The organism is Pedobacter westerhofensis, from assembly GCF_900182595.1.
In the GTDB taxonomy this organism is placed as follows: domain Bacteria; phylum Bacteroidota; class Bacteroidia; order Sphingobacteriales; family Sphingobacteriaceae; genus Pedobacter; species Pedobacter westerhofensis.
The window spans coordinates 42,234-64,969 of sequence record NZ_FXTN01000011.1 but is presented as its reverse complement, the minus strand read 5'-3'; the positions used below and the strand labels follow the sequence as shown (position 1 = coordinate 64,969).

Annotated in this window: 17 protein-coding genes; 7 read left to right on the top strand and 10 right to left on the bottom strand. The window is 45.7% G+C overall.

Features of this window, described 5'->3' with window-relative positions; genetic code table 11:
- The first annotated feature begins 2 nt into the window (after positions 1-2).
- The 4 genes from FN831_RS20360 to ccsA all read left to right on the top strand — a co-directional run bounded on the left by FN831_RS20360 (position 3) and on the right by ccsA (position 9,479).
- Complete coding sequence (locus FN831_RS20360) at positions 3-317, top strand: DUF6660 family protein (protein WP_142530042.1); 315 nt, start codon at positions 3-5, stop codon at positions 315-317.
- Positions 318-391: 74 nt separating this feature from the next.
- The gene (locus FN831_RS20355; RefSeq protein ID WP_142530041.1) at positions 392-4,831 is read left to right on the top strand and encodes a CusA/CzcA family heavy metal efflux RND transporter; all 4,440 of its coding nucleotides are present in this window, start codon (positions 392-394) and stop codon (positions 4,829-4,831) included.
- Between the two features lie 8 nt (positions 4,832-4,839).
- A complete protein-coding gene (locus tag FN831_RS20350; protein WP_221931367.1) occupies positions 4,840-6,015 on the top strand; it encodes an efflux RND transporter periplasmic adaptor subunit in 1,176 nt (391 codons plus the stop codon).
- Between the two features lie 131 nt (positions 6,016-6,146).
- A complete protein-coding gene (gene ccsA, locus FN831_RS20345) occupies positions 6,147-9,479 on the top strand; it encodes a cytochrome c biogenesis protein (protein ID WP_246101647.1) in 3,333 nt (1,110 codons plus the stop codon).
- Positions 9,480-9,508: 29 nt separating this feature from the next.
- Here the strand turns inward: ccsA and FN831_RS20340 are convergent, their stop codons facing one another.
- Positions 9,509-10,267: an SDR family NAD(P)-dependent oxidoreductase gene (locus FN831_RS20340; protein ID WP_142530040.1), complete on the bottom strand. Its 759-nt coding sequence runs from the start codon at positions 10,265-10,267 to the stop codon at positions 9,509-9,511.
- Positions 10,268-10,620: 353 nt separating this feature from the next.
- Positions 10,621-11,208 carry a Crp/Fnr family transcriptional regulator gene (locus FN831_RS20335; RefSeq protein ID WP_142530039.1) on the bottom strand — a complete coding sequence of 196 codons (588 nt, stop codon included), beginning with the start codon at positions 11,206-11,208 and terminating at the stop codon, positions 10,621-10,623.
- Positions 11,209-11,454: 246 nt separating this feature from the next.
- Here FN831_RS20335 and FN831_RS20330 point away from each other — a divergent pair, with 246 nt between their 5' ends.
- The gene (locus FN831_RS20330; RefSeq protein WP_142530038.1) at positions 11,455-12,426 is read left to right on the top strand and encodes an aldo/keto reductase; all 972 of its coding nucleotides are present in this window, start codon (positions 11,455-11,457) and stop codon (positions 12,424-12,426) included.
- The gene (locus FN831_RS20325; protein ID WP_142530037.1) at positions 12,427-13,257 is read left to right on the top strand and encodes a helix-turn-helix domain-containing protein; all 831 of its coding nucleotides are present in this window, start codon (positions 12,427-12,429) and stop codon (positions 13,255-13,257) included.
- A gap of 41 nt (positions 13,258-13,298) precedes the next feature.
- On the opposite strand, the gene FN831_RS20320 is transcribed toward FN831_RS20325, so the two are convergent.
- The 8 genes from FN831_RS20320 to FN831_RS20285 form a co-directional block, all read right to left on the bottom strand.
- Positions 13,299-15,695 carry a family 78 glycoside hydrolase catalytic domain gene (locus FN831_RS20320; protein WP_142530036.1) on the bottom strand — a complete coding sequence of 799 codons (2,397 nt, stop codon included), beginning with the start codon at positions 15,693-15,695 and terminating at the stop codon, positions 13,299-13,301.
- Between the two features lie 89 nt (positions 15,696-15,784).
- A complete protein-coding gene (locus tag FN831_RS20315) occupies positions 15,785-16,576 on the bottom strand; it encodes an SDR family oxidoreductase (protein ID WP_142530035.1) in 792 nt (263 codons plus the stop codon).
- A gap of 149 nt (positions 16,577-16,725) precedes the next feature.
- A complete protein-coding gene (locus FN831_RS20310) occupies positions 16,726-17,556 on the bottom strand; it encodes a helix-turn-helix domain-containing protein (RefSeq protein ID WP_142530034.1) in 831 nt (276 codons plus the stop codon).
- A gap of 4 nt (positions 17,557-17,560) precedes the next feature.
- The gene (locus FN831_RS20305) at positions 17,561-18,688 is read right to left on the bottom strand and encodes an epoxide hydrolase family protein (protein ID WP_142530033.1); all 1,128 of its coding nucleotides are present in this window, start codon (positions 18,686-18,688) and stop codon (positions 17,561-17,563) included.
- 42 nt (positions 18,689-18,730) lie between these two features.
- Entirely contained in the window at positions 18,731-19,717 is a 987-nt protein-coding gene (locus FN831_RS20300; protein ID WP_142530032.1) for an amidohydrolase family protein, read from the bottom strand.
- A 159-nt stretch (positions 19,718-19,876) separates the two neighbouring features.
- Positions 19,877-20,266, bottom strand: a complete 390-nt coding sequence (locus FN831_RS20295) for a RidA family protein (protein WP_142530031.1) — start codon at positions 20,264-20,266, stop codon at positions 19,877-19,879.
- Positions 20,267-20,387: 121 nt separating this feature from the next.
- The gene (locus FN831_RS20290; protein WP_142530030.1) at positions 20,388-20,951 is read right to left on the bottom strand and encodes a Crp/Fnr family transcriptional regulator; all 564 of its coding nucleotides are present in this window, start codon (positions 20,949-20,951) and stop codon (positions 20,388-20,390) included.
- A complete protein-coding gene (locus FN831_RS20285; protein ID WP_142530029.1) occupies positions 20,951-21,463 on the bottom strand; it encodes a GNAT family N-acetyltransferase in 513 nt (170 codons plus the stop codon). The genes FN831_RS20290 and FN831_RS20285 overlap by 1 nt, the downstream gene beginning before the upstream one ends.
- A gap of 101 nt (positions 21,464-21,564) precedes the next feature.
- On the opposite strand from FN831_RS20285, the gene FN831_RS20280 reads away from it, so the two are divergent.
- A complete protein-coding gene (locus FN831_RS20280; protein WP_142530028.1) occupies positions 21,565-22,602 on the top strand; it encodes a glycoside hydrolase family 53 protein in 1,038 nt (345 codons plus the stop codon).
- Positions 22,603-22,736: the final 134 nt, after the last annotated feature.

Sequence of the window (22,736 nt, the reverse complement as noted above, 5' to 3'; positions counted from 1 at the left end):
TAATGAAATACTTTGCTTTTGTAATAGGTATCTATTTTGCATTCCTGGCACTCATGCCTTGCCAGGATAAAGATGATGCGCCCGCAAGCGAAGTGGTAACCTCCATTTATAAAAATCAATCTTCTCATCAGCAAAAGGAGCAGGAAAGTTGCCCTCCATTTTGTTCCTGCTATTGCTGCTCTACTGTGAGGCATATTGCTTCGAAATTAACCGTAACTGTGTTTTCAAAACCCGTTATGCTGCTGTACCCGGATGTTGTGGTATTTCCTGTGCTGGAACAGCCGATAAAGATCTGGCAGCCTCCCCGGGCCGCATAAGTTTTCCTGATTTTTTAATTGTGCATTTCCCCTGATCAGGCGGTTTATGCTTTATCTATTTATTCAGAAATTTTATGTTAGATGCCATTATACGGTATAGTATCCGTAATAAACTGGTGATCGGTTTTTTCACCCTTGCACTGGTAGTGTGGGGGATATGGAGCACAACTCAGATCGCCGTGGATGCTTTACCAGATATCACCAATAATCAGGTGCAGGTGATTACCAAAGCACCCACATTAGCCGCGCAGGAAGTTGAACAGTTCATCACGTATCCCGTAGAACGTTCCCTGTCTAATGTGCCAAATATCATTGAAATGCGTTCGATGTCCAGATTTGGGCTCAGCGTGATTACGGTCGTGTTCAAGGAGTCGGTTGATGTATACTTCGCCAGGCAGCTGATTTCCGAGAAGCTGAACGAGGTTCAGGAACAAATCCCAAAGGGGACAGGCAAACCGGAAATGGCACCTGTTACGACGGGCCTCGGTGAAATATACCAGTATATTCTCCATCCCAAAAAGGGCAGTGAAAAAAAATATACCGCAATGGACCTGCGGACAATTCAGGACTGGATTGTTATCAGGCAGCTCTACGGCATAGCTGGTGTTGCCGAAGTGACTGCATTTGGTGGCGTCACTAAACAATTTGAAGTAGCGCTGGACCCCGACAAGCTGAAAGCGATGGAAGTGACCATTCCCGAAGTTTTTACTGCGCTGGAAAAAAACAATCAGAATACCGGTGGGGCGTATATCGATAAAAAACCGAACGCCTATTTTATCAGAGGCGTTGGTTTGATGTCCGGTATCCCGGATATTGAAAATACGATCATTAAAAGGCAGGCCAATGGCGTCCCTATATTGATAAAAAATGTGGCAAAGATTCAGCTGGGCTCGCCGCCACGCTATGGTGCAATGACCTACAATGGGGAAAAGGAAGTGGTGGGGGGAATTGTACTGATGACCAAGGGCGCAAATAGTGCAGAGGTGGTTGCCCTGGTTAAAGAGCGGATGAAAATTGTACAGCAATCGCTTCCCGCGGACGTTATTATAGAGCCTTTTCTGGACCGTACCAATTTAATAAAAAGAGCGATCAGCACGGTAGAACGTAACTTAACAGAAGGTGCGCTGATCGTCATATTTGTATTGGTGCTATTTCTCGGTAACTGGCGGGCAGGTTTGGTCGTCGCCTCAGCAATACCTTTATCCCTGCTTTTTGCGCTTTCCCTGATGAACCTGTTTGGTGTTTCTGCCAATCTGATGTCTTTGGGAGCGATTGATTTTGGTCTCATAGTAGATGGTGCAGTTATTATTGTTGAAGCTACCATGCACCACCTGGTACAACGTAAAACAGCTGGTCGCTTTACCCAGGAGGAAATGGACGATGAGGTTTTTCTGTCTGCATCGCGTATCAGAAGTAGTGCGGCATTTGGCGAAATTATCATTCTGGTTGTTTACATCCCGATTCTTACACTGACGGGAACCGAAGGTAAAATGTTCAGGCCTATGGCACAGACGGTAGCTTTTGCGATTTTGGGCGCCCTGATCTTGTCATTAACTTATATTCCAATGATATCTGCACTGTTCCTTTCCAAAAATGCCGAACCAAAAAAAACACTCTCTGACCGGATGGTTGGTTTTCTTCAGCGCAAATATGAGCCTGTACTAAAAGCCGCAATACGTTATAAATACCAGGTAGTTACTGTGGCAGCCGTTCTGCTTATAACCAGCGGTTTTGTTTTCTCCCAAATGGGAGGTGAGTTTATTCCTCAGCTGGAGGAGGGTGATTACGCTATAGAATTTGTACTGCCCCAGGGAACATCTTTGTCGCAAACTACAGAAACCATCATGCAGGCCGAACGCATGTTACGTAAATATCCTGAAGTCAAAATGGTGGTGGGCAAAACCGGAAGTGCTGACGTGGCCACCGACCCGATGCCGCCTGAGGCATCTGATTTGATTGTGATCCTCAAGGATAAATCAGAATGGCCGGACGACAAAGGTTTTTATGAACTGGCGGATGATATGCGTAAAACTCTTGCAGATATCCCGGGAGTGATTGCTGAACCCAGTCAGCCTATCCAAATGCGCTTTAATGAATTGATGACTGGTGTTAAACAAGATGTAGCCGTCAAGATTTTTGGAGAAAACCTGGATACCCTTAACCTGTTGGCCGCAAAAGTAGCACAGGCTATCAAACCAGTTGAGGGAGTGACCCAGCCGCAGGTTGAGCGCGTGAGCGGTTTACCACAAATTACAATAAAGTATGACCGTGCAAGAATGGCTAATTATGGGCTGAATATAGAAGACGTTAACCAGGTGATCAGCACTGCCTTCGCAGGGAACAGTACCGGTTCCATTTACGAGAATGAACGCAGGTTTGATCTGGTTGTCAGGCTTGACTCTGTCCACAGGAGCAATATTGATAATGTAAGTGAACTGTTTATCCCTACACCCGATGGCAACCAGGTGCCGCTGTCACAGGTCGCTACTGTAGCTTATGAAACCGGGCCGGCGCAGATCAGCAGGGAAAATGCCCGAAGGCGTATTGTGGTGAGCTTCAATGTCACTGGAAGAGATGTAGAGAGTGTGGTGAAGGAAGTGCAGTTAAAGCTGAACGCAAAAGTTCCCCTGCCAACCGGTTACTACTACACCTACGGGGGTACATTTGAGAATTTACGACAGGCCAGCCAGCGCTTGATGATCGCCGTTCCGGCAGCACTGCTGCTCATCTTTATGTTGCTCTATATCACATTCAAATCCATCAAACAGGCTTTACTGATCTTTACGGCAATACCAATGTCGGCCATAGGCGGCATACTGGCACTACTGCTCAGAGGGATGCCTTTCAGTATTTCGGCAGGTGTCGGCTTTATCGCTTTGTTTGGTGTAGCAGTTTTAAATGGGATTGTCCTGATAGGAACGTTTAACCAGTTAGCCAAAGATGGGGTAGAAGACATCCTGGAACGGGTTTATCAGGGTACAAAAGACAGACTGAGGCCAGTACTGATGACTGCAACCGTGGCGTCGCTGGGCTTTCTTCCAATGGCGGTTTCAACGAGTGCAGGGGCAGAGGTGCAAAAGCCGCTGGCCACTGTAGTGATTGGCGGACTGCTCACTGCAACATTACTCACATTAGTGGTTTTGCCATTGCTCTATCTGATCTTTGACAAAAACAAAACTTCAGGAAGTTTAGCATCTTCAGATAAAGAGGGACTTTCAGGCAGTGCAGAGGCTGCTACGATGAGAAATACGCCTGGAACACCAGATTCCTCAGGGACAGGAAAATCTTCAGGGAATATCAATCCAGTCCTTCTCGTGCTAGTGTTAGCGGGCTCTGGTATTTCTTCATCTGTTGCACAAACCAGTCCTGCCTCAAAACGCATTGCGCTCAGTGAGGCTTATGAAATAGGTGTGCAGAATAATCTGCAGCTACGATCTTCAGAGATTAAGATCAGCCAGCAAAAAGAGCTGGAGAAAACTGCGTTTACACTTCCAAAAACCGGTGTTTTTGTGGAGAATGAAGATCTCAATCCAGAAGATCGAAAAGGCATATTGAAGATTGGCGTATCACAAAGCCTGGACTGGCCAGGCTTGTACAGTGCCCGAAAAGGATTGCTGGAACAAAAAACACGTGCTGCGGAATATTCAAAGCAGGCACAGGGTCTCGAACTTAAAAAGAACATCGCTGGTGCTTATTACAGGTTATGGTATCACCAAAGCAAACAGCGTTTGTGGCAGAGGCTGGATAGTATTTATGGTACACTCGCCAAAGCTGCTGTACTGCAGGTTAAGACGGGCGAAAATGCTGGTCTTGACAGTATTGCTGCACAGGCCAGGGCTAAAGAAACCGAGGTACAGTTGCGTTTGATCTTCAAAGATATTCGTACTGAGCAGGAAACTATGAAACGTCTGTTAAATACAGAGCTGAATGTATTGCCTGACAGTTTACCTTTGCAAAAAGTACCGCTTGACAGAAAGGAATTTGAAACCGACGGCCATCCGCTTTTAAAAATCCAGCAGCAAAATGTTAGCATCGCAGGAGCAGAGGCCAAAGTGGCGGGGCAGAGCCAAATGCCGACCTTTGAAGGGCGTTTTTTCTCTCAGCGTTTATATGGGATCAGCCCGCCTTTCTCTGGATTTTCAGTATCTGTAGGGATACCGCTGTTTGGGCGGGGACAGTACCGGCATAATTCCAGGGCCGCACAGCTTGAACAAAGTTACCAGCAAACACTGCTTAGGGATCAGCAGCTCCTGCTCAGCACATCATATCGCCAGGAAATGGAAAAACTGGAGAAAAACAGTGATCTGTTAGCCTACTACACAGGTACTGGTTTAAAACAGGCAGATGCCATAATCAAGGCCGCAAATCTGGCATACCGTTCTGGTGAGCTCGGTTTTGCCGAGCTTTCACAATACCTTACACAGGCTATTGATATTCAACGCAATTATCTTGATGTCCTGAATGAATTTAACCAGTCTGCTATCCAACTAAATTATTATACAACTACCAAATAAAGTTATCCATGAAATTTATTTTCAAGCCTCTTGCATCTATAGTGATCATCGTTATCATTTCCGCGGCTTCCTGTAAACAGTCTGCTCCCAAAGAAGATACAGAAGAAAAAGAAGCTGCAGCTCCCCTTGGCAACGAGGTGAGCCTTACCGCCAGTCAGATAAAAACTGCCGGTATTCAATTTGGCACGATTGAAATGAAGAACCTTGCTACCGCAATAAAAGCCAATGGTTTGTTATCGGTGCCCAATCAGAACAAAGCACTGGTGACATCAGTGTCGAGCGGAACAATTCGTTCGCTTACCGTGCAACCGGGAAATTATGTTAAAAAAGGACAGGTTATTGCAACTATATTCAATCCACAAATTGCGCAGTTACAGCAGGAATCGCAAACTACCCAGGCGCAGCTGCACCTTGCCAGACAGGAATATCAGCGACAAAAAGAGCTGGTGGCGGGTAATGCCGCACCATTAAAGAACCTGCAGAAAGCAGAGGCTGAACTGGCGGCTTTAACCGCCTCCTATAAATCTCAGCAAATACAGCTCAGTGCACTCGGTATCTCGCTCCGTGCAGCAAGTGGGGGCCAGATTGTGACCAGTATTCCGGTGGTTGCCCCTATCAGCGGTACGATCAGTGAAGTATCTGCACAGATTGGTTCCAATGTAGATGCTTCAACGCCCATTGCGCAGATTGTCAACAACTCGCAGTTACACCTGGACCTGTTTGTTTATGAAAAAGACCTCCCCAAGGTTAAACCCGGGCAGCTGATCCATTTTACGCTAACCAATAGTGCAGGCAAAGAGTATGATGCAAAAATTTACTCCATAGGCACCGCCTTTGCCAATCAGAGCAAAACGATCCCTGTACATGCTGTTGTAATGGGTGATAAGGCAGGCTTGATCGAAGGGATGAACATCACAGCAATCATCAGCATAGGTAATTCAGTTCTGCCGGCCGTTCCAACTGAGGCAATAGTGAGCAGTGGCGGTCAGGATTACATTTTCAGCATTAAAAAACAAGATTCCAAAGAGACCGTGTTTGAGCGTATAGCTATTGCCAGGGGAGTATCAGATGTGGGATTTACGGAGATCACACCTGTGCAGGATCTTAAACCTGGTGCAGCAATTGTTACCCGTAAAACCTTTTTTGTACTGGCTAAAATGATAAACACCGGGGATGAGGATTAACCAATTTTAGCCAGATGGCGATGCATTGAAAATATCATCTCATTATCTTTTTTTTAGATATTTTCCTTCCACTGCATAAAAATATCTAATATGTGGCCGTCTCAAAAAAACAGGCACAATAAGTTCATCAAATGATTTCACAATTAGGCAGGATTCTCTTCTCTACCCGTACAATGGGTACCCTTTTACTAGTTTATGCTTTCTCAATGGCGCTGGCCACTTTCGTTGAAAACGACTACGGAACAGCTGTTGCCAAAGCCCTGATCTACAATTGCTGGTGGTTTGAGCTGGTGATGTTTTTCCTGATCCTCAATTTTATCGGGAATATCAAAAGGTATCAATTGATATCGTTGAAGAAACTGCCGCTACTGGTTTTTCACCTGGCATTTATCATCATATTTATCGGTGGTTATGTGACCCGCTATATCAGCTTTGAAGGTTCGATGCATATCAGGGAGGGAGAGAGCAGCAATGATGTGGTTTCTGACGCTACGTTTTTTAAGGTACAGATAGGTCAGAATGACCAGGCACTGGCCTACGACGACAAACCTGCGATCCTGATTTCCAATAACGTTCCATGGTATCTTAAATCTTTCAAAAAAACATTTATCCAGCAATATGATTACAAGGGCAAAAGGGTAAAAATGAAAGTAGTAGACTTCTATGCCCGTGCGCAGGATTCCCTGGTGCTTATCCAGTCAGGAAAGCCTGTGTTGCATCTGGTGGTACTTGAAAATGGTAAACGCGTTAATAAATATATAGAGAGCGGTAATGTAAAGCTGATTAACAATATGATCATCAGCTATAACAAACCTACTCAGGGCGCGATCAATCTTGCCGATGGTTTTGGAGGTTACAAGATCTCGTCACCCTATGAAGGTAATTACATGATCATGGCTACTCAGGAAAGGAAAGCTGTCACTGCAGACAACCAGGAGCAGGATTTTCATCTCCGAAGCCTGTACACCTACGGGGCGCTCGCATTTGTAGTTCCGGAGCCTGCCCGCAATGGACATATCATGTATTATGAGGGCGACAAGCGTACACATGAACACGATCTGGATCTGGTAAAAGTAGAAGTAACTACCCCGGATGCTGTTGATACTGTATCTTTTTACGGAGGCAAAGGGATGACCAATTTCCAGTTTCAGAGCGAAGTAGGTGGCCTGCCAATTGCAATGGCCTATGGCTCCAAGATTTACAAAGCACCGTTTTCGCTAAAACTTGTGTACTTTAAAATGGAGAAATATCCGGGCAGTAACAGCCCTGCAGCATATTCGTCTGATATCATGATTGATGATGGCCACAACCAGCGTCCGTATAAAATATTTATGAACCATGTATTGGATCAGGATGGCTACCGTTTTTTTCAGTCGAGCTTTGACCAGGACGAACTGGGCACAGTGCTTTCTGTCAATCATGATTACTGGGGCACCAATATTACCTATATCGGCTATACCTTACTGTTTGCTGGTTTGTTTGTTACCCTTTTCTGGAAAGGCACGCATTTTTCCAAACTCAACGAACAGCTTAAAACGATATCACGTTCCAAAACATTATTGCTGCTGCTGATTTTTCTGCCGGGAACAGCAGCATTCAGCCAGGAAATAGATATGCATGGCCGGGATGGTAAAGCAATGCCTGCCACCGCAGGACCTATGGCTACTACGGCAGGGCCTTTGCCGGCAGGATCAAGTGCACAAAGTCCTCACGATCATTCACATGCTGCAGACAGCACTACTGCTGCAGCTACGCAAGATCATAATCACGTGGCAGAAATGCAGAGGATGCTCTCCGGACAGGTGGTAGATGCGGCGACATTTGCCGGTACTATCCGTACCGACCGTACACATGCAGATAGCTTTGGCCGTTTACTGGTGCAAAATATTGACGGACGTATAGAGCCGGTAAATACTCTGGCGCTTGAGATTCTACGTAAATTGTATCAAAAGGATAAGTTCTATACCCTCAATGCCAATCAGTTTTTCCTTTCTGTGTCTACATTGCCTTTCGACTGGGTGAATGTACCTTTGATTAAAGTGGGCAGTAAAGGTGGACCCGGCTTGCTTACGGCCGTAAAGGCCAATGAAGAGGGTTATACCACCATGGTCAACCTGCTGAGTTTAAGTCCTGATGGTACCATCGATTTCCGTCTTAAGGATGATTACCTTAAAGCTTTTGCTAAAAAGGCATCCGAACAGGATGGCTATGACAAAGATATCATAGAACTGAACGATAAACTGCAGGTAATGCAGCAGCTGCTTAACGGACAATACCTGCGTGTATTTCCTATAGCAGGTGATGCAAACAACACCTGGGTAACACCGCCCGCACCTGCAACAGACAGTACTGCAGCATTGCGCAACCCGGCAACACTTTACCTTATGAGTATATACGGGGCTGCACAATCAGGAAACTGGTCAGCAGCCGATCAGAAACTGGAGGCCCTTAAACAATTACAATTTAAATTGGGCAAAGCTGTAGTTCCCTCACTTACCAAGATTGATATGGAAGTGAAATATAATTCCTGGAATATCTTCCTCAATCTGATGATCACCTATGCTTTGCTGGGCACAGTGATCCTTGGTCTGGCTTTTGGCAGTTTGTTCAAAAATTCTAAAGTCTTGAGAAAAGCTATCAACGTTGTGCTGGTGCTGATCAGTATTGCGGCACTTTTACAGATGTACGGTCTTGCCGTCCGCTGGTATATTTCTGGTCATGAACCCTGGAGCAACGGCTATGAGGCGGTTATGTTTATCAGCTGGATAGGGGTGATGTCGGGAATGTTGTTGTACCGGAACAGTAATGCTTTTATACCTGCTGCCGGATGTCTGATTGCCGTAATCCTGATGGGATTTGCGCATGGAGGCTCACAAATGAACCCGCAGATTACGCCGCTGGTGCCTGTGCTCAAATCATATTGGCTGATGGTACATGTAGCCATCATTACTTCAAGTTACGGCTTCTTTGGCTTAAGTGCGCTATTGGGTACTGTAGTGTTATTATTGTATATTATTGATCATAAGAAAATCAGTGCAAAGGTTAAAGCCTCTGTAGTAGAGCTGACCATCGTCAACGAGATGTCTCTTACTGTTGGTATATTTTTGCTGACGGTAGGGACCTTCCTGGGCGGGATCTGGGCAAATGAAAGCTGGGGCCGTTACTGGAGCTGGGACCCTAAAGAAACCTGGGCTTTTATCTCGGTTATTGTGTATGCTTTTGTCCTACACGTAAGGCTGATACCAGCACTGCGGGGCAAATACCTTTTTAACCTTTTATCGTTGCTGGCTTTTTCAGTAATTATCATGACTTATTTTGGGGTAAATTATTACCTCACCGGGCTGCATTCTTATGCACAGGGCGATCCTGTTCCAATTCCGGCATGGGTTTATGTAACGATTACTGTGGTTGCTTTGCTGGCTGTGGTTTCTTACCGGAGGTATAAAGGGAGGTTATGGAAGTAATAATAACATTACTTCCATAATTTATTACGCTAAAAACCGTACATCCCGCCCGAAACGGAAATTTGCTCTCCCGTAATCCAGGCTGAATCATCTGAAGCAAGGAATACTACGGCTTTCGCAATATCTGCGGGCTGGCCCCTGCGGCCAAGCGGGGTATTGGCGACAAACATTTTTTCATACTCACTGCCGGCAGTGACGCCTGCACTGGCTGCGCCTTCAGTATCCGTAGCGCCTGGCAGAATGGAATTGATACGAATATTTTTTGCACCAAGTTCTTTCGATAAAGAGATCGTTATGGCATCTACAGCCGCTTTAGTTGCAGAGTACAACGAGGCAGACGGAAGAGGGTATTTGCTTGCACCAGAACTGATATTGATAATATTGCCGCCCTTATCGCCAAACAGTTTCAAAGATGCCTGGATAGTAAGTACAGGCCCCAAAACATTGACGTTGAAATGCTGATGAAAAGCTGTTACTGTTGCCTGTTCTATAGGTAAGTATGACTGAAAGACAGCATTGTTTACCAAAATATCCAGCGTACCAAATGCTTTTTTTGTTTCCTCAAACAGCCTTGTTACATCGGCTTCATTTGATACATCGGCCTGTACTGCAATAGCTATGCCTCCATTTTCGGTGATCTCTTTAACAACCCTGTCTGCGCCTTCTTTACTTGAAGCATAATTGACAACTACTTTTGCACCTTCTGCCGCAAAATGTTTTGCGATAGATGCACCTATTCCTTTTGATGCACCGGTAACTACCGCTACTTTGTTTTTTAGTTTACTCATTATTTCTATTTATTAGTTCAATTTTTTGATAATCATTTGATTCAAATTCTTTTGGTTTTTTCCGTTCTGAATCATAAACCAAAGATGCTGCACACTGACAATCTGTGTATTGACATGAATCATTAAATGCGCCCGAAATGGGTCAAGTGGAAATGATGATCCAGATCATCTTAATTGGATAACAAATTGTAAAATAGCAAGTTAAAACAAAGGCGAAAAGCTTGGGCAACAAAACAGCGGCCGGGGCACAACGGCGTATATTGTATCCGAAGGCTCTTTTTTTTGCATGCAGGAAAATTTATGGATGTGGCTTTTTGAGGCGTCAATTGAAAAGCCGGCTGCTTTGCGGAAATCTACTTGGCAGAGTTTCTCCTTATCCTGCTCAGGGTTTCCGGGGATAAACCCAGATAAGAGGCAATGATGTTTTGCGGGAAGCGCTTTAGAAAATACGGGTAATTATTGATGAGGTCTTCGTAGCGCTCTTCAGCCGTATAGCTAAAAGCGGCCTGCATTCTTTTCTGGGTTGCAATGGTGTAATTTTGACTGATTACGTTCGCCATCGCTGAAAAAGCAGGGATATCCTTAAGGTAGTCCTCAATTTGAGCATGGGTTGATTGTAAAACCTCCAGGTTCTCCAGCGCTTCAATATTAAAGCGGCTTGGCGTGAGGAGGTAAAAGCTTTCAAAATCAGCCAGCCACCAATTTTCAACAGATAGTTTCAATACATTTTCATGCCCCTTTTCATCTACCGTAAAGGTTCTGGCAGATCCTTTTACAATAAAACCAATGTATTTGCATACGTCTCCCTCCTGTAAAAAGTATTGCCTTTTTCTTAGTTTTTTGGGTTTGAAATGCGCCATCAGCAACTGCTGATCATCCTCTGAAAGCAATTTGCCTGATATATCCTGAATGTAATCGAAAAGCGCGTCAAAATTGGACATTGTTCAATGTATGTAATAATCCGCAATTTACTCAAGCTGCCTGATAAAAGACAAAAAAAACAAACATTTCAAATCACTCATTATCCCTGAAATAATAAGTTTACAGATGACAGTTCTTTGGATAAAATGTTCGTGTCAGATATTATTTCTAAGGTAACATCTGTGCATCCAAACCTGAGCCGTACAGACAAAAGATTTGAGCCGTAGGAGCAACTGCACCCCGCCCTCAGGCCTGATCTTTGGATCATGAAAAACTTCACAAAAATTCAGTTGGGCAAAAATGGCCCTTTGGTTTCTAACCTTGGTTTAGGCTGCATGCGTATGTCCTCGATCTGGGGAGGTCCTACACCAGATACAAAAGAAAGTATAGCTACCATCCATGAAGCCCTGGACAATGGTATTAATTTTTTGAATACCGGAGACTTTTATGGCGCCGGGCATAATGAAATGCTAATAGGCAAAGCCATTAAAGGAAGACGGGACGATGCCTTTATTAGTGTAAAATTTGGTACTATCTTCCACAACGGTGAGTGGCTGGGTATGGACCTGCGACCTGTGGCTATCAAAAATTTTGTAAACTACTCCCTGACCCGCTTGGGTATTGACACCATCGACATGTATCAGCCCAGCCGCATGGACAATAGTGTTCCCTTAGAAGATATCATTGGAACGGTGGCCGATCTGGTAAAAGAAGGTAAAGTGCGTTACATTGGTGTATCTGAAATATCTGCCGCCCAGCTTCGTAAAGCCAATGCCATCCACCCGATCAGCGCGCTGGAGATTGGCTATTCGCTGGCCGATCGTCAGATCGAAAGCGAACTGCTGCCTGCGGCAAAAGAACTGGGTGTTGGTATCATTGCCTTCGCCAATACTGCTGAGGGTCTGTTCACAGGAGAATTGAAAGCACCGCTGCCTGAAAACGATTACCGAAACGCTTTCCCTCGCTTTCAGGGTGAAAACCTGATCAAAAACCTGGAAAAAGTAGAAGTATTTAAACAATTTGCCAGGGATAAAGGTTGTACGCCAACACAGCTTGCAATTGCCTGGGTAAAAGAACAAGGCGATCAGATTATGCCTTTGGTGAGCATGAGCCGGAGATCGCGATTGCCGGAAAATATCGCCGCAATGGATATTGTATTCAGTACTGAAGAAATGAATAGGTTAAACACTACTTTTGCAGCAGGCGCAATACTTGGCGGCACTTACTTACAACGTTAAATGAACAGTCCAGCAGAAATTCTCCCCGGCGTAATCTTCTACGCTTACCAATCTGCTGCGCGGAAGGAGCGGTTGTGTTTATGGAACCACCATACTTTAATTTTGCAGGTTTCTGGACAGTTTGTAATGGAAACTTCGGGGCAGAAGATTTCGATGAACGGTGGAGAAATGCTGCTGATCGGTAAGAATCAGTTGGGTACTGTTGCAAAGACGCCACTTCCCGGCTGTAACTATGAAACAATTGTAATCTCCCTGCAGGAAGACCTGCTGCGAAGGATCGTGTTAGAAGAAAAGCTGGAAGCGGATGGTAAATACATCGGTCCTTCTAATCTTCTGATTCCTTCAAATGATTTCCTGCAGGGGTATTTTCAGTCTGTAGTCCCGTACGCACGGAGCTCGGGTGCCTCGATGACGGATGAAATGGGCATCCTGAAAGTAAAAGAAGGAGTCAAGTTATTGCTCCTTGCTTTGCCGGGACTGCGCAATTTCCTGTTTGACTTTTCAGCACCATATAAGATTGACCTGGTAAAGTTTATGCTCTGTAACTATCAGTTCAATGTTCCCGTTGAAAAATTCGCGGAGCTAACCGGGCGCAGCCTGGCAGCCTTTAAACGTGATTTTATCAAAGCATTTGGTGCCCCGCCGCGGCAATGGCTGATGGACAGGCGGCTGAACGAAGCAAAGTACCTCATCGAAACCAAGCATCTGAAACCTTCATCCTTTTACCTTGACCTGGGATTTGAAAGCCTGTCACACTTCTCGCATTCCTTTAAGAAAAAGTTCGGCGCAGCGCCTACTTCGCTGAACTATTCCCTTTCTTCGGGTGATTGATCAGGTAGATGGACAATGAGTGCTGATCACACACGGAGGCTTTACACACCGGTGTTGCGGAAGCTAAAACTATTTTCACCAGGTTTTAATGGATAGGATTTGCTTTTCCAGACAAAAGTGCCATTTGTTTTCTCAGGCAAGCTGATATGAATATCCCAATCATTGCCCTTTAATGTATAAGCCACATCTACCTTGCCATTAGGATGGGGCATTGAACCACTGATTGTGGTAATGCTGCCCAGGTGAGGGGCAATCTTTATCTTCTGAAACCCCGGCGAATCACTGTCGATGCCCAGCAGTGTACGGTAGATCTCTATATTGGGACTGGCCCCCCAGGCATGGCAATCTGACCGGCTGTGCTGTACATCCGGTTCTTCTGCCCAGGTGCTGAGGCCCAGCGCCATATTGCTACGCCATGCATCCAGCCAGGAAAGATAATCATCGCCCCGGCCGGCCTTTACCAATGCCATGTGCATATAGTATCTGAAATAAATAGAGCATTGGGTCAGCGTGGTATCGCTCAGCATTTTCGTTGCCAGTGCAGTCCATTGGTCTTTTGCTGCAGCGCCAGTAAGTATAGCAAGACTGTTGGTATGCTGTGAAAAAGTGTTTTTCTCTATCGTTTCTGCAAAAAGCTGTTTGGTTGTGCTCCAGTACTTGCTGCGGATGGTCTGCGTTAGCTGAGCTGCCTTCTGCCTATAAATGTCTGCCATTGCGGGCATGCCTAGCTTTGCCTCCATTTCTGCACTGCACTGGTATGCCCAGAGCAGCTGGAGGTCAAATGCCGCTGAGCTGCCGTCTGCACCCTTTGGCGGACCGCCGGCAGTCCATCCATTGCGGTCTGCCCAGTCTACAAAAGTCCAGAACGGAACATCTTTCAATGAACCGTCTGCCTGCTGGTAACGGGCAAAAAAGTTGAGTATCGCACGGGAGCCGGTAAGCTTATCTTTTATGAAATTTTGATCGTTGCGGTACATCCAGTAGTCGTGCAGCATGCCGATATACCACAGTGAAAAGCCGGGGATCACCTGGTTTTCACGGCTTGGCCAGCGGCTTTGCGTTACGCCTTCGGGCAGACGGGAGTGTTCAATCTGGTTGATTGCATTACGGGCCAGTGTATCGTTCCCTGCATTAAAATAGGATACCATTGCCTGTATGCGGGTATCACCTACGTATTGTAGCTGCTCGTAGTAAGGGCAGTCGAAATAGGTTTCTACTGCGCAAAGCCGGGCGGTGCGCCATCCGATTGCTGCGATCTTTTTAATTTCGGCATCGCTGGTATTTAGGGTAGCTTTTAATTTGAAGGGATAACCTGTAAATGTTCCATAGAGGTCGCTGATGGTAAGCGGCTCGTCAGCTGTCCGGATGCTGACTTGTACATAGCGGAATGTACGGTAGTTTAGGGTCGTAAATTCCTGGGCCGCTTTGCCGTTGGTAATCACACTGTCAGCGCGGCCGGAAAAGGTTTTGCCCTCTACATCATTACGGTTGCCTTTTCTTCTTCCGGTTTTAATATACTCATATAGCGATTCTGCATATCTTAGGGTAACGCTGCCGCCTTTGCCACCGCTGCAAAGCAGATTAATATAGGCATTGCTGAGCGTATCCTGGTCCAGCAACAGGGTAACAACGCTGTGGGCAGGTATAGTAATGGCGACTTTACTTTTTGGAAATCCGGCGGGAACGTTCATTCCCGTCGCTTTGCGCAAAGTTGAAATGCGCTGGTAGCTCAGTTCCATCTGCGGCAGGGTTGAAGGCACCAGCATTAAACCAAAACCATCGGTTTTGCCTTTTGGGCGCGCTTCTGACAGGTCTTTGGCAAATGGCCAGCTGCTGTCATCAAAGTTGTTCTTATTCCAGTTGCCCAGCGCCAGATTCATATTAACGTTTTCGCCCTTGGTAGCTGCGATAGGAAACCAGCCCGGAAATGGCTGGTGCGACTGGTCATTGTAACATTTCCAGCTCTTATTGGTGTTCACCACATCTTCAGCCTTGCTGCTTCCCTGGAGCATCAGTGCGGTCCTGAAACTGATCTGGGCTACGGGCTGATACTGTCCCTCATTAAATACCAGTGCAGAAATGGTGTTCTTCCCCTGTTTGAGGTATGGCGCAAGATCAACAGTCTCGTAGTTCCAGTTATAGGTATCGCCACGGGCAGGGCCCATGCTTACCAGTACTTCATTTACAAAAAGTTTATACCGGTTATCTGCCGAAACATATATTTTGAAAGAGCCGGGCCTTGAATCCAGGCTAAAGCTTTTACGGAAATAGTACACTCCATATTCAGTGCCCGTATTGCTTTGAGAGGCTATCCAGTTTGCTGTCCAGGGATGGGCAGGGGCAGCCGCAGACTGTGAGTATACATTGCTGGCCAGCGATGGGCAAAGGAATGCCAGCAGGACAAAACGGCAAAGTATAGTTCTGAAAAATTGAAGCATGGGGAGTGAATTATATTCTTACAAGTATAAATATTTTTCAGGATATGACAATAGCCCGTAAAAATACAATCCAGCCCCGCAATGGCTTTTTAAACGTTTCCGTATGAGTTGGACTGACCTCCGTCAATAGCAATCACCTGGCCGTTTACATAACTGCAGTCTTCACTCAGCAGAAATACAACGAGCTTTCCTACTTCTTCAGGCCTGCCGAGCCTTTTTGTTGGATTAGCCTGTGCATATGTATCCTCAGCCGCCTGTGGATCAGCCGGGTTCACCTGTTTAAATGCTTCGGCAACCATAGGGGTAAGGATAGCGCCCGGTGCAATAGCGTTGGAGAGGATCCCGAATCTTCCGTATTCCAGTGCGGTAGTTTTTGTAATACCCGCAACAGCATGTTTGGTGGCAACATAAGGTGTTTGGTTCATCACGCCCCTGATTCCGCCTACAGATGCAACATTTACAATGCGGCCGTATTCCTGTTTCTGCATAATGGGAATGATATACTTTAAGCCATAATATACACCCATAAGGTTAATGTCTACTACCTTTTTAAATACATTAAGGTCGTACTCTACCAATGGGGCTTGTCTGCCCTCAATCCCTGCGTTATTATAAAATCCATCAATACGCCCAAAGGTATTTACGGTTTCATCCACAAACTTCTTTACCGATTCTTCGTCGGATACATCCGCAACTGCTGTAAGGATCTGGGCATCCGGATATTTGGATTCGATTTCTTCTTTTGCTTTTTCCAGCGTTTCGGCATTAAAGTCTACAAGTGATAGCAGGGCGCCGTTTTTTGCAGCCTCTAAGGCACTTGCCAGTCCCAGTCCCATTGCTGCACCGGTAATCAGAATAACTTTGTTTTTTAACTTTTCCATACTCTTTTATTTTAAAAAGGATATAAGCATTAAAGCTTTATCCAATTTGTACAACTAAGGGTAAAGTTGTGAAATAGGGACTGCCTGGGTTAGCACTTTGCTGCGCTTTATTAGCACAAATTGAACATTAACGTTTCTTTACATCATCGCTACAAGGCTTCCTGAAATTGCCCCCTGAACTGCTCGGGCGTGCTGCCGGCATGTTTGCGGAAGAAGCGTGAGAAATAAGACTGGTCTGAGAAGCCCAGCTGATAGGCGATTTCCTTTACAGAGAGAATGCCATTATAGAGCGCCCTTTTGCTCTCCAGCAGCAGCAGCTGGTTACAAAGCTGACTGATGCTGACGCCAAGAATTACCTTTAAAATCTCGTTGGTCCTTTTTGGTGTTAAACCGATTTGATCGGCATAAAATGAAACCGGCTGATGTTCCTTGAAATGCTGTTCTATTAATTGAAGTACTTTGATGACCCTGGTGTCGTTGTTGTAAATACCCAAAGCCTGCGGTTTGATCAACCTGCGGAGGACCAGCAGGAATGCACTGGTGTATTTTAGCAGCAGCGTAATGTCTGCCGCGCCCCTGGATTCGGCTAAGATCACAGAAAATATATTTACAAGATACTGAAGCATCTCTGCTGGTATGGCTATCCCTTCATTATTAAAAGGCAGAAAAAGCTGTTTGATTTGTGTTTCTTCAATAGAATGGAAAAAGTCGCCCGAGAAAACGATCACTCTTGCGCCGGGCAGGGCCTGCGAGGGTATGGAGTGCACCTGATTTTTTGCCAGGAGATAAACCAGATTTTTCCGGATCGGATAAGGTTCAAAATCTATATAATGCAGATCCTGGTTCTGTGTAAACCAGACCACAGCATAAAAATTGATGCGGTGATTGATAAAGTGCTCCCCAAATGCGATCTTTTCGTCTGCTGCCGCAAACTGTGTGCCTGGCAGAAAGTGTACAGGAAGAGCGCTCTTTTTTATCATCAGATCAGACCAGCTTTGAGTAAAAGTTGATCAGGTCTTTCGCAAGCAAAGCGGGTTGTTCTGCTGCGGCAAAATGTCCTCCGGCAGGCATTTTTGTCCAGTGTCGAATATTAAAGCCTTTTTCGATATAGGAGCGGGGCGGGGTAGGGAGCTCCATTGGGAATTCAGCAAATCCAACAGGTACGCTGATGTAATCGTCTTTTTTAAAAACCAGCGGGTGCTTACTGTTTTCGTTATAAATGCGCATAGAGGAATGAATGGTTTGCGTGATCCAGTACATGGAAATATTGGCCAGCAGTTCATCTTTGGTAAAGCTGTTTTCGATATTTCCGCGATGATCACTCCAGCTGTTGAATTTTTCCAAGATCCAGGCACAGAGACCGGCAGGCGAATCATTTAACCCATATGCCGCAGTAAGGGGTTTTGTAGCATGTAAATATGCATAGGCACCTTCGCGTGCAGACCAGCCGGCAGCATATTGCTTAAAGGCCAGTACCTCCTCAGCAAGCTGTTCTCCATCTGCCAGATAAGGCTGATAAGATCCGGGTATATAGTTGAGATGCAAACCAATGATATGCGATGGGTATTTTAGTGCTGTCCAGGAACTGACGCCGGCGCCGATATCACCACCCTGTAAACCATAGCGCTGATAGCCCAGTTCTGTCATCAGCTGATGCCAAAGCCCTGCTACATATTCACTGTTGCATCCGGGAGCAGTAATTTTGCCGGAGAAACCAAAGCCCGGAATGGAGGGGATCACCAGATCGAACGAGAAATCAGGGTCTTCGGTAAGCAATGGTATCAGCTTGATCATTTCGAGAAAGGAGCCTGGCCATCCATGTGTAATGATCAGTGGTACAGAGCGCTCTCCCTTCCCTTTAATGTGCATAAAATGAATCTGCTGACCATCAATCTCTGCCATGAAGTTTGGGTATGAATTGATCTCGGCTTCAACTTTGCGCCAGTCAAAGCTGTGCTGCCAGTATGCTGTTAATTCCTTCATGTAAGAGAGGTCAGCACCATAATCCCAGCCAGAGCCTGTGATGGCATCAGGCCAGCGGGTGCTGCCAATCCGTGTTTTCAGATCATCGAGAATATCCTGCGGAACATTCACTACGAATGGCTTTATCATATGGGAAGAGTTTAAACTGCTGCTCATTACCCAAAAGTAGCATTATCGCTGCAAATTCAGGAGCTTATCCGCATTTCCATGGGCAATCTTTTCAATCTGTTCCTGAGGAAGATCAATAGCATTTAAAAAATCGATGCCCATCTCGTTGGTGCTAAACGGATAATCAACAGAAAACATGATGTTGTCAATGCCAAATGTATCCAGCGCAATCCTCAGTGGCGGCTGGGTGAAAAAACCACTGGTAGTGATATGCACCTGTTGATGAAAAGTATCACTGAGCGTGCGCTGATTGGCACCACCGTTCCCGGGTTTAAATGCCCTTTCAGATCTTGCCATCATCATGGGCAGCATTTCGCCCATATGGCCGATGATGAGTTTAAGCTTAGGGTACATATCAAAAACTCCTGCAAAAAGCAATCGTAATACATGTATTGCCGTTTCTGAATGCCAGCCCCAACCATAACAGCCTATTGCTTCAGCCATGCCTGAATGATTAGGCAGTCCACTGTAATACAGGTCTGCCACTCCTTTTGGCGGCAGGCCGGGATGCAGATAAATAGGCACATCAAGCTTTTCCGCGCGTTCAAATATGGGAGCAAACCTGGGATGGTCTAAAAACTGGTCCTGAGTAAGTCCGCGGATCATTGCGCCCCGAAAGTTATACTCAGTTACGGCACGTTCCAGCTCATCCGCCGCGGCCAGTGGAGCCGTCATCGGTAAATGGGCAAAAGCCGTAAAACGGCTTTCAAGACCAGCAATCTCTATTGCAATCAGATCATTATACTGGCTTGCAAATGCCGGCCCATCTTCGCTGCCTAAGAGATTAGCCCCTGAACTGTCAACTGACAGTACCTGCATGGTTATACCATTGTCGTCCATGGACTGCAAGCGCTCTCCGCTGATATCGGCCAGCTTTGGGGCCAGTCGCTGCATCACTTCTGACTGACCGAAGCCTCCGAGCGCGTCCTTTGGTATTTTGTTGGCCATTTCCGGCAGGGAAATGTGTTCTTCAAGTGTAACTATCCTCATATCAATTGATTTGTATAGCATATCAGTTGTTGTTCCGATATACTATACAAAAGAACAGTCTAAATGTTGAGGCCGCAATGTAATTTATCCGGCAATCACGGGACTATTTACGGTCAAAACCGGCATTCCTTAATAAATACAGATAACCGGGCTACGCGGTTATTTGACAACTGTAGCCTCAAATTCAATTTTTAGTGTTTCAAAGAGGCTTTTTACTTCCAGCATAGAGATTGCGGGTTTAACGTCATGTTTGGCTATCCAGTCCTGAAGAACATGGAAGTGTGGCCAGAACTCTGCTGTGGCAGTGGTGTATATAGTTAAGCGGGCAATGCCTGAAGGCTGATATCCGGCTTCGCTGATCACCTGCTCCAGGTTGCTCAGGGCCAGGATGGTCTGGCTTTTGATGTCTTCATTGCTGGATCTCCCATCCGGATATATGGCCGCCTGACCGGAGATATATAAAGTGCTTTCTACATTTTTTACTTCTACAGCCTGAACGTAACTGCGTTCTTCCTGCCATTTCCAGGGATTAATGATTCTTTTTTCCATTTTTATAAGATTTTGAGTTTGCCTAAGGGTCTATGTATAAATACAAGGCAAAACTCAGCATATCCCCGGAAATTACAGGTTGATAAACCTCACGATTATCAAGTGATGTTTGTCACATGCCTTAGGGAGAGAACCTGCTGAGTGTTTCTCGCGAAACACCAAGATAGGCAGCAAGCATGCTTTTTGGTACACGCTGTACCAGTGCGGGAGATTGTTTGAGCAGTTGTTCGTACCGCTGTCTGGCACTGGAGCTGAGCCAGGATACAATGCGGCGCTGCGCTGCGATAAAGCCAAAAGTAGCTTTCTCCAGGAAGAAGCGCTCCATCTTTTGCAGGCCCCCGCATAGATTTTTGTAATCCGCGAATGTAATGCACAGCACTTCGGTATCCTCGATGCACTCCAGCGACATGGTTGCTTTATGCTGGGTGTAAAACGCATAAAAATCGCTTTCCCACCAGTCTTCGAGCGCAAAAGAAACAATGTGCTGTTTGGCCATATCATCAGTAAATACCAGTTTTAACAAACCGGATAACACAAAATAGTTATACTTTACATCTTCGCCTTCCTGAATCAGAAACTGATGTTTCTTAAACCTTTTGAGGGTGAAATGCTGAGATACGAATTCAAATTCAGCATCGCTGAGGGGTACTATCTTTTCTATATGTTCCCTTAGTTTGTAGTGCATTACAGAGCTGGTAATACTTTTTCAAATGCTTTTCTGGCGCTGCCTCTAAAAAACACTTCGCCGCAGTAGGTGTAGCCCATTTTTTCAAAGGTTTTCAGCATCGCGATGTTATCATGATTGGTATCTGCCCTCACACTGTGAATGTGATTGTTCAATGCAAATTCGTCAATTGCCTGAAGGATCTTTTTTGATAATCCCCTGCCTACAAAATCTTCTGAGATCGCTACCCGGTGATAGACAACAAAGTCCCCATTGGTCAACCATTGTCCTTCTATGTCATGATATGCAGGCTCATCATTGATGATAATCGCTGTGTAGCCAACGATGGTTTCGCCAAACGTGAGTACAAAGCCCTGGCCTTTTTCAATATCTGCTTTTACCACTTCGGGATTTGGATAGCCGTCCTGCCACTGGTTGCTGCCATCCATTTTTCTACGCAGGATGCCCTGCTGTAATATTTCCCATATCTGGTCCTGTTCAGTGGCAACTGCCTTTCTAAAACTATATTCCATTATTATTTTGATGACGAGTCCTTTTGCTGTACTGCTGTAAATATACAATTCTGGCAGGGAAGGAATGAAAAATGAGTATAATTGTGCAAACTACCCTGAACATGAAAATCTCAATCCTACTGTCAGCACTGCTCATCCTCTCTGGCTGCGCTGTTAAAAAAACTGCCGTTACTAATGCTTCATCTGCATTTGTAAAAGGCGCCGATATCGGCTGGCTGCCACAGATGGAAGCCACAGGTTATAAATTTTATAATAACAGCGGCAAAGAAGAAGACTGCTTTAAAATACTGAAGGACCATGGAATAAACACGGTCAGGCTGCGGACCTGGGTAAATCCATCTGATGATAAAATCAGCGGGCATTGCAGCACCGAAGAAACGGTAGCCATGGCTATACGTGCAAAAAAATGGGGGATGCGGATCATGATCGACCTGCATTACAGCGATAGCTGGGCTGATCCCAGTAAGCAAAAGAAGCCAAAGGCCTGGGAAGGACACGACTTTCCTGGACTGCTGACAGACGTTTATACCTATACCCTTGGCGTAATGAATGCGCTGAAGAAGGAGGGTGTTTACCCGGAATGGGTGCAGGTAGGCAATGAAACGGCAGAGGGAATGATTTACCCTGAAGGCAGCACCTCCAATTGGGGCCAGCTTGCACAGCTGATCAACAAAGGCTATCAGGCAGTGAAGGATGTGAGTCCAGCTTCTAAAGTAATTCTTCATGTAGACCAGGGCAACAACAATAAACGTTTCCGTACCTGGTTTGACAATGCTGCTGCACATGGGGCAAAATACGATGTCATCGGACTTTCCTATTATCCTTATTGGCTGGAGGGCAAACCAGACTATACCCTTTCTATCAATGACCTGTCTGCCAACCTGAACGATATGGCTGCGAGGTTCCACAAGGAGGTAATGGTAGTAGAGGTAGGGAACGAAGATAATAAGGTGCAGAATACCTACGATATGCTGCTGGCGGTGATGCAGAAAGTAAAGGAAGTACCACAGCATCAGGGTTTGGGCGTACTGTACTGGGAGCCGGAGGGAGCGAGGAGCTGGAGCCATTACGACCTGAGTGCATGGGGAAATGATGGCAAGCCATCTGAAGCCCTGGATGCATTTCTGAAGTTCAAATAAATCCTGTTGAGGTTAGCGTGTTTCCGATGGCGATCCTCATTAAATACCACCCCTGCATACAGCGGGACCCAGGTGTTTCAAATGTAAAATTAGCCTGACGAAAAACTAATCGCCAAATTTGGGGATTTGAGGGT